The 8,442-nt window shown below is 38.8% G+C and carries 7 protein-coding genes and 2 pseudogenes; 3 read left to right on the top strand and 6 right to left on the bottom strand.

Annotated elements, in window-relative coordinates:
- Positions 1–707: 707 nt before the first annotated feature.
- Together JMY02_RS13310 and JMY02_RS13305 are read right to left on the bottom strand one after the other, a co-directional pair.
- Positions 708–2,177 (bottom strand): ATP-binding protein, encoded by a 1,470-nt coding sequence (locus tag JMY02_RS13310; RefSeq protein ID WP_201599124.1) that lies wholly within the window; start codon positions 2,175–2,177, stop codon positions 708–710.
- Between the two features lies 1 nt (position 2,178).
- Positions 2,179–2,892, bottom strand: coding sequence for a heavy metal response regulator transcription factor (locus JMY02_RS13305; protein WP_201599123.1), 714 nt, complete (start codon positions 2,890–2,892; stop codon positions 2,179–2,181).
- A 397-nt stretch (positions 2,893–3,289) separates the two neighbouring features.
- On the opposite strand from JMY02_RS13305, the gene JMY02_RS13300 reads away from it, so the two are divergent.
- Together JMY02_RS13300 and copM are read left to right on the top strand one after the other, a co-directional pair.
- Positions 3,290–3,931, top strand: a complete 642-nt coding sequence (locus JMY02_RS13300; RefSeq protein ID WP_201599122.1) for a DUF411 domain-containing protein — start codon at positions 3,290–3,292, stop codon at positions 3,929–3,931.
- A gap of 148 nt (positions 3,932–4,079) precedes the next feature.
- Complete coding sequence (copM, locus tag JMY02_RS13295) at positions 4,080–4,814, top strand: CopM family metallochaperone (RefSeq protein ID WP_201599121.1); 735 nt, start codon at positions 4,080–4,082, stop codon at positions 4,812–4,814.
- Positions 4,815–4,858: 44 nt separating this feature from the next.
- On the opposite strand, the gene JMY02_RS13290 is transcribed toward copM, so the two are convergent.
- Entirely contained in the window at positions 4,859–5,299 is a 441-nt protein-coding gene (locus JMY02_RS13290; protein ID WP_201599119.1) for a hypothetical protein, read from the bottom strand.
- Between the two features lie 523 nt (positions 5,300–5,822).
- Here JMY02_RS13290 and JMY02_RS13285 point away from each other — a divergent pair.
- A pseudogene (locus JMY02_RS13285) lies at positions 5,823–5,972 on the top strand (IS1595 family transposase); the annotation flags it as partial.
- Between the two features lie 299 nt (positions 5,973–6,271).
- On the opposite strand, the gene JMY02_RS13280 reads toward JMY02_RS13285, so the two are convergent.
- From JMY02_RS13280 to JMY02_RS13270, 3 genes and pseudogenes are all read right to left on the bottom strand, one after another.
- Positions 6,272–6,448, bottom strand: a complete 177-nt coding sequence (locus tag JMY02_RS13280; protein WP_201599117.1) for a hypothetical protein — start codon at positions 6,446–6,448, stop codon at positions 6,272–6,274.
- 4 nt (positions 6,449–6,452) lie between these two features.
- Positions 6,453–7,559, bottom strand: a pseudogene (locus tag JMY02_RS13275) (DUF6402 family protein).
- A 4-nt stretch (positions 7,560–7,563) separates the two neighbouring features.
- Positions 7,564–8,442: DUF2345 domain-containing protein (locus JMY02_RS13270; protein ID WP_201599113.1), on the bottom strand; the 879-nt coding region annotated here is incomplete at its 5' end.

The following is an 8,442-nucleotide window of genomic DNA, read 5'->3' as shown; positions in this document are numbered from 1 at the left end:
GCTGATATGTTAGAGAAAGAAGCGGATGGTATCAGTGCTCAGTGCGACAAAAGCACTTAGTCTCGCCGCCAAGCAATACTAGATCTGTAATTTCTTATAAATCAATATCCTCTCTACTGGTTAGCGTAAAAGGAAAATCATTAAAATATCGATTTTATAAAGTATAAATATTATACTTATCAGGTGACCAAAACAAGACTATTAGTCAACATACAATGTATTAAAGTATGCTAAACGTCTTAAAAAAATAATCTCTATAGCCCTTACTACATAAGTCTTTACAGGTTGACATAGATTAAAGTAATTTAATGAAATATGGTAGCTCTAGCTTGTCACGCTGGGGGTCGCGGGTTCGAGTCCCGTCCGCTGCGCCATATTTAAAACTTAGTTTTAATACAAAAGTTTCAACCTCAAGTATTTATATTTGAGGTTTTTTTGTGTCTGTCATCTTATATTGAAGAGAAATACTTTCAACGCTAAGTCTTGCAACTTATTATCATTTCTAGTGCTGTTATTGGCTAAGACTTGCCACTATAGGCAGTTCAAAATAAAATCGCACTCGCTATATAGTTGATCCACTTTCAAAAGGTTGCAGTTCTACAGGTGTGAATTTTATGAAGCATCTGTCACGCCTGTGAAAAGCAAGCGAGGAACATTTATACCAGTAGAACACAATTAACGTATGCACCATTTTGATTCTGGATTGACTATAATAGGATCTTCACCTGAAAATAACACTCATCTTTGATGGTGATACTGACTTTGCCATGATGGGCATGTGCGATGGCCTGCACGATGGACAACCCCAAGCCCGTACCCAAGTGTTGGCTGTTGGTTTTGTCATGACGATAAAATCGCTCAAATAGTTTAGCTGCTTGGGTTTGAGTGAGTGGTTCGTGCAAGCGATTAGTGATGGTTATGATTAATGATGGCTGCTTAGGAGTGTCTGTTAAAGCATTCGTGCTATCTTTTGCGATGCTGGCAGAAACCCCAGTGGCCACAATAGTGATAACGCTATCGCTCGCTGCATAATAGACAGCATTGGATATTAGGTTGGCGAATAGTATTTGTAATAAGCTCTCATCGCCTAATAGGGCATCAAAGTTACCCTTTTTTTCAAAAGATATACTACGGTCTTCGGCTATTATTTTGTAATAATCAATGAGCTTTGTTATCAGCGACTCGGTATCGACAAGATTGAGCCGTGAGCTATAAAGTCCTTTTTGAGTTTTGGCGAGTAATAGCATGTTATTAATCAAAGTGGATAACTGTTCGAGTGTGCTGTGTTGATGATGCAATTGTTCAATATATTCTTGACGGTCTCTAGGTTTGCTGAGCATGACTTGAGTTTGAGTGTTCAGGGTTGCCAGTGGTGTGCGCAGCTCATGAGCGATATCATCTGAAAACTGTGATAGGGCGTCAAAATTGTGTTCGAGTTTATCCATCATGGCATTATAAGCATCAGCCAATGGTCGCAACTCACTGGGCATGTCAGCGACAACGATTCTATCGTCTAACTGCTCAGCATTGATACGCGTCATTTTATGACTGATGGTAGATAAAGGGGCAAATCCTAAATACACACTAAAAGCGGCTACCGACACCAGTATAAAAGTAATGGCAATAAGTATCAGGATGAGATCGCGATTAAATTGCTCAAGGTATTGATGATGCACATCAATGGGTAATGCAATTAATGCTAAATAGTGAGAGTGCTCTATGATAATAGCGCGAAAATGGCGGTTGTTGAGTGGCAAGTCAAATGGCTGGTCACGATGCTGCTGCCACAGTCTTTTTACCAATCGGTTGTCATTAAAAGTATCAACAAAGCCTTCAGGCTGACTGTCAATGACTTGTCCCTGATCATTGGTGATGACGGTTTTGACCTCGTAGCCCATTCTAAAGCTTTCTAATGAGGGTGACTGATAAGTCGGGAAATTAAGTTGATTAAAGGAGCGGGTAGCGCGCTGGTCATCAGATGTAATATCTGTCATGTGCTGGCGCAAATTAAAAGCAGCGTGAGTCAGAATTTCTGAATCCATTTGTTCAAAATGATGGTTAACTGAGCGCTGTATCCATGTGTATAAAAAAGCTTGAGCTATCAGTACACAGAGCGATAATACTAGCGTCGTGCGCCACAATAATGACAAACGTCGATTGTCTGATTTGTATGCCATTTTATGTTACTTCAGAACGGGTGGTGTCAGAGCTGGTATCAACTGCTTCTAACTTATAGCCCATACCGCGCACAGTATGAATTAGCTTCATTTCAAAGTCGTCATCGACTTTGACCCGCAACCGCCTTATCGCCACATCGATCACATTGGTATCACTATCGAAATTCATATCCCACACTTGTGAGGCAATCACAGAGCGCGGCAATACTTCACCTTGGTGCTCAAGAAAAAACTGTAATAAAGCAAATTCTTTAGCCGTTAATTTGATGGGCAGCTCACCTCTATGTACGCGTCGTTTGGCAATATCCATTTTCAAATCAGCACTGTGCAATATAGTGTTGGCATAGTTTGCTTGATTGGTACGGCGTAGTAAGCTTTTTATTCTGACCAGCAGCTCAGCAAAGGCAAAAGGCTTGGTAAGGTAGTCATCACCGCCAATTTCAATCCCTTTTACTCGATCACTGAGATCGTCTTTTGCAGTCAAAAATAACACAGGAGTAATATTACCAGCAGCTCGATAATTGCGAACCAGCTCAAAGCCACTCACGTCAGGCAACATCACATCCATCACCACGACATTGTAGTCTTCAGTCATAAGAGCATGATAACCATCTAGGCCAGTTGTTTTGTGCTCAACGAGAAAGCCCGCTTCGCTCAAGCCTTTTTTTATGTAGCTACCAAGCGATAATTCATCTTCAACTAACAATACTTTCATAGCATGCTCACGCCGATTATTTAGATGGATATAGTTTATCCACTATAAAAGCGTTACAGCGTTAACCTCGCTTGAAGTATGACATATACATCTGCACTCGGTTGCCTTGTACCACTCTTAAATTGGATCAACTATAGCAGTATTGCTGTATATACTGTCATCAATGATAGAGCAATAGTCAACGTAATTCTATGATTGGGCTATAAGATGACAGAATTGTCATCTTGATGTCATCTGATTGTCAGAGTCATGCTGCTAACTTGTCATTTATATGATTGAATTATTCTAATATCAAAGTGCTATTTAAGGTGTGTTTCTTCTATTTTGAACTGAATAGAGTTGTTAGAAATATCGCTTGTGAACGTTCGACGCACCCTAAATGAGATGAGAAACCATTATGACTATTTTTGCTGTTAAGTCTACTCTCAAACCTTATAGTCATTCTCCTAAGCTAATGAGAGTTACTTTAGTCGTGTTAGCCGCTGCCATATTATCTGCTTGTGGACAGTCTGATATCACTGTTTCTGATGCGAGTGCTTCTGAAGAGAGTATGAGTGATATCAGTACCGTTGATACCAACACGATACCAGTGGCGCAAACCGTCACAGAGACTCAAATAAGCAATCCAGATCTACTCAAAAATGTGTCAGCCACCATTTATAAAGATGCCAATTGTGGCTGCTGTAAAGAGTGGGTAGATCATGCACAGGCGCATGGTTTAAGCTCAACGGTTCAGCATCCAACAGACTTGTCATTATTTAAAGATCGCTACGGTGTGCCGACTGAAATGCGCTCTTGTCATACGACTGTTACTACTGATGGTTATGTCTTTGAAGGCCATGTACCTGCAAAATATGTGGCTGAATTTTTGCAAAATCCGCCGGAGCAAGCCATTGGTTTGGCTGTCCCAGGCATGCCAGTCGGTAGCCCTGGGATGGAATATCAAGGCCAATTCATGCCATATCAGATTATGCAAATAAACAAAGATGGTACACATCAAGTATATGCTGAAGTGGGTTCTGCCGCGCAGCAACTCTAAGCTGATATTTTATTGCCGAATATATTTTGTGGAGTTTTAATCATTTTACAGTCTACTTTTAATATATGAGCTGAATAACTGTTTTTAAGCTGGTGAGTCTTAGTTGACCTCCAATTTTTATCTAAACCACAATAATGAAGAATATATCATGAAGAACACTCAAAACACCCGTCTTACCATTCTTGCTGTTAGCGTCAGTGCTATATTTATGCTTAGCGCCTGTCAACCTACTAATGAGAATACTGATGCTACGGCGACAGAAAACATTGCTCCAATGAGTAATACGGCGACAGATGCTCACGCGATGGATGCACATGCTGGTCACGACATGACAGGTGACGCGATGACGAGTATGAATAAAGAGTATCAAGATGCCATGACGGTTATGCATGATGAGATGATAAGTGGTATGGAATACAATGATCCTGATGTTGTATTTGCGCAGGGCATGCTTAGTCATCATGTGGGTGCCGTTAACATGGCAAAAATTCAGCTAAAGCATGGCACTGATGCAGAGATGCGTCAGCTGGCGCAAGAAATAATCGACGCACAGCAGCCTGAAATTGAGCAAATGCAGAACTGGCTTACTGATAATCCTGATACTACTGAGCCAACAGCTGCCACTGAAACCATGCAAAAGTCCTATGCTGATGGTATGGATGCGATGCATGGTGAAATGATGGCCGGTATTGCTGATCCTAATCCTGACAAGGCCTTTGTTCGCGGTATGCTTCCACATCATGCTGGTGCGATTGATATGGCCACTGTACAGCTCAAATATGGTAAAAACGAGGAAATGCGCAAACTGGCACAAGACATAATCGACGCACAGCAACCTGAAATTGAACAAATGCAAAACTGGTTAGCCAAATATGATGGTTAGATGACCGAGATTTTTAATCCTCATAAGCTAACTGGTAACACACCCTAATCTAAAGAAACGGTATATCCTATGGTTGTACCAGTTTCTTCATCGTATTTTCGAAAAGGTAAAAACCAAATATTAATAACCCTCCCTTTTTTCCAAAAATCAAAAGTCTTTTCTTGCTCTATAGTGTAGGTGGATCTTTTTTCTAAATCTACTAATGATATAGATAGTGAATCAATACTTTTTTCAAATAAATTGTCTTTTACACAAAAAGAAAGTATGGGTTGATAAGGGCCAATATATATATAATTTGATGTCTTGTGGGAGTATATTTCTATAATTGCTCCACGCGGAGGCATAACATTATGGAAATTAAAAGTAACTTTCACACTATTATCTTTGTCTAAACTGTCCAGATAAAAGTTATATTCTTTTTCTAAATCAGTCTGAATAAGTGAAAAATCATTTTCATTGAAATATTGATGGTTGAATACATGCATTGATTTCACCACGTAGAGGTATATAAGAAGAAAAGATAACAATACAATGATAGGTAAAATAAATTTTAAGCTGTTTTTTTTCATGTTTATTTCGGAGTAAATTTAGTTATGGATGCAGGCAAGCCTGTTGGAGTATTTGCAGCAATCGGAACTTTCAGTCCACCACCTTTTCGCCATAAAGCATAACCATTTGTTCCTTCAGATACGGCACCTCTCGGAGCTAATCCCCACATATTTTTATAGTTTGTACTTAAATAACGTATCCGTACCATGACGCAAATACCAGCGATGAATGTAAGAGGTTATTTGATTGAATGCTTCAAAGCTGAATGGGTAGCGATAGTCTAGATAGGAGGGGAGGCATCGCCACCTGCTAATGCATAATTGACAGCACTTTCAGGGGTAATACGTGGTGCGTCAAATTCTGTGCTATAAGTTTTGATTTTCTTGGTCAAGGTAAACTCCTTATCGAGTCGTTAGCTTACCAAGTTTACTTATGCGATTTCTTCAGTATAGCTCAAAATTCTGGAATCCGTCTAAACGTACGCTTAGAAAATACAACGGAATCGATAAGAAGAACTTCCATTTTTTTCTAAAAGAGTGTGAGTTTAGATTTAATGATGGCTCACCCTCTAATCCGCTTAAAACTCTGAGAAAATGGTCTGATATTTAATCCTTATTTATTACAGCCTCTTTTTTTATAGTTTGTGGATTAGTTATGGGTGTCCATGGTGTACTAAACATAAGCTCTTCACCATTCATACCTGATAATCCACTCGAAATAAAGACATTGCAGTTTTGTATAATCATATCGTTATTTTTTCTCTCATCACAGTACTTAGGACTAGCTACTTGCAGGGAATCAAAATTAATAGTCAAAAGTATTTGACTGACTATCTTTTCTTTATGTATATCATAATAGAAAGCGAAAGATTTAATGTCGGGACTTAATCTGCATATATAGTACAGATACTATTTTTCCATAGTATCAGAATAAGAAAATTTTTTTGTAGATAATGCAATGCATTGAGAGGCATTTTTAGGATCATTAATTATTTCATTTACTTGCTGATTGAATTGATAAGCTAATGAAATTTTAGTCGTTAAAAATATTAATATAATAGCTACAACTACTTTTAACAATTGCATCTTATCACCCTCCAAAATTATCTTTAATATATGATTTATTTATTCTAAAGGTGTGATAACCTTCATTCATATTACTAATATTTATTTTATGAGGTCTTGACCAAACGGTCATATCTCTACCTTTGCTATATCTTTCACGATATCTTTGATAGTGATGATTATAAACAGGGTACAGTAGATTGCTAGGATTAAATGACCTTATAGAGCCACTTGCTCTGGGATTATGATATGGATTTATATTATTAATTCTATCTCTTGATATTAAATTGAAATCAAACTCATCCTTGCTTCAGTGTCCTAGGTAATCATCTGGAGGTGGAATGTAGTCATAACTATCAACGATGTAGCAAACTATAGATTCGATAGTTATTTGAAACCAATCACCTACTAGCGCAATGACACTATAGTCAGCAATTGCACTGTAGACTGCAAACGAGCCAAATGTTGCCCATAGATCATCAATACCCCCTTCAGTAACATAAGTCCAGCCTTTATCAAACCTACCATTATCAACTCTACTCAATTGTATCTGCCAGTCTCTATGAAGAAGTTGACAACTATTACCACTATTAACGTTTTTGTAATTACGGTTTGAGTATAAATTTACTTTACTATTAGAAAAATTAGAGTTTGAAAATGCTCCATGACTAAAAAGATATCTAAGTATTACATCTTTACTATTGTTGGTTATAGTGTTGTGAGTAAGATACTCAATAGCATTATTATAACGAGCAAAATTACTTAGCCACGTATGATTGAATATTGTGGGGTCGTAATAGTTGAGTGCTGGATTAGATGTAGCCCAATTTCCTTTATCCGTATTAGTCATTACTACGCTATTGCTGGTTAGCCATTTCTCATTAAGATAGGCAGCCATATGCCAACCTTTTGCACGCATAGCAGAGGGTATATCTGTGAGTTTAAATAAAGGCACACTAGTCGAAGTCTGATTCGTTGAGTTATTCGGTGTTAGTGTCGAACGGCATAGTTGTTCAGCGGTGCATCTAAGAGTGAATGCTTCCCTAGTACCCTGCTTAGTACCTCTTACAGTAATTGTCCCATCTGTGTGATAGTTAATGTTTGTCACTAATACTTTGTAATCATCTGCCATAACATTATCCAATAAATATTCCAAGCTGTGGAGGAGTTAATAACTCAATATTCTCTTCTTTATCTTCGGTTATTTGTGGAGTTTTACCTTCTTCGTCTGTCTCTAGCATCTCAATATCGCCATTTGAACGTTTGATCCAAACGGTTTGATTTGCGATGGGTTGTTGAGTTTGTTTTTCTAATAGTTGAAAACCTTCGCCATAAATCAGACTTAATATACTTTCCGTAAGTTTTAGCATTTTGCTTGGCCACCCTGCCAATCCCAATCCATCCATTCCACCCCCAGCCTTACTATGCTTACCACCTTTCTCCGTAAACGATTTTGCACTGATGGTGATATCACCACCATCAAGAGTGATACTCGCACCACCAGCCGTCAGCGTAATCTTATTGGTCGCCACTATCTCAACTTCTTTGGTGGAGGAGGCGATGTTCACATCTTGCTTAGCGATTGCTTCAAGCTTACCTGTGTGCGCGGATAAGGTAATATTGTCTTTAGCATTGGTCATACTAAATTGACCATCGGCTATTATATTGAGTGACTCGCTGCTAACTTGGCTGTGACTATCGCCACTACTGATTGTCATATCTTGCTGGGTCGTGGTAATCATTTCACCCATCGACCGATGAATTAAAGTATCTTCACTGATATAACTACTATCAGCCGCGCTATCGATCAGCGTGTAGGGTATTGTTTGATGCGTCTTAGTTTCTTGTTCTTTCGTGGTTGACTCAAGTTGGGACTTGATGGCTTGATGGTCTTTCACATTACGTCCGAGTCCATTCGCCAATTGCGCTAATCGTTCGGCCAAGTGCTGAATACCAAGGGCAGTTTGAGTCAAGGTCGGGGTGTGGTGCTGATAATTGTGTTGTCCAGACTGTAT

The sequence above is a fragment of the Psychrobacter vallis genome, from assembly GCF_904846715.1.
GTDB lineage: Bacteria > Pseudomonadota > Gammaproteobacteria > Pseudomonadales > Moraxellaceae > Psychrobacter > Psychrobacter vallis.
Note: the sequence above shows the minus strand (reverse complement) of the source record. Positions and strands in the feature narration are given on the sequence as shown.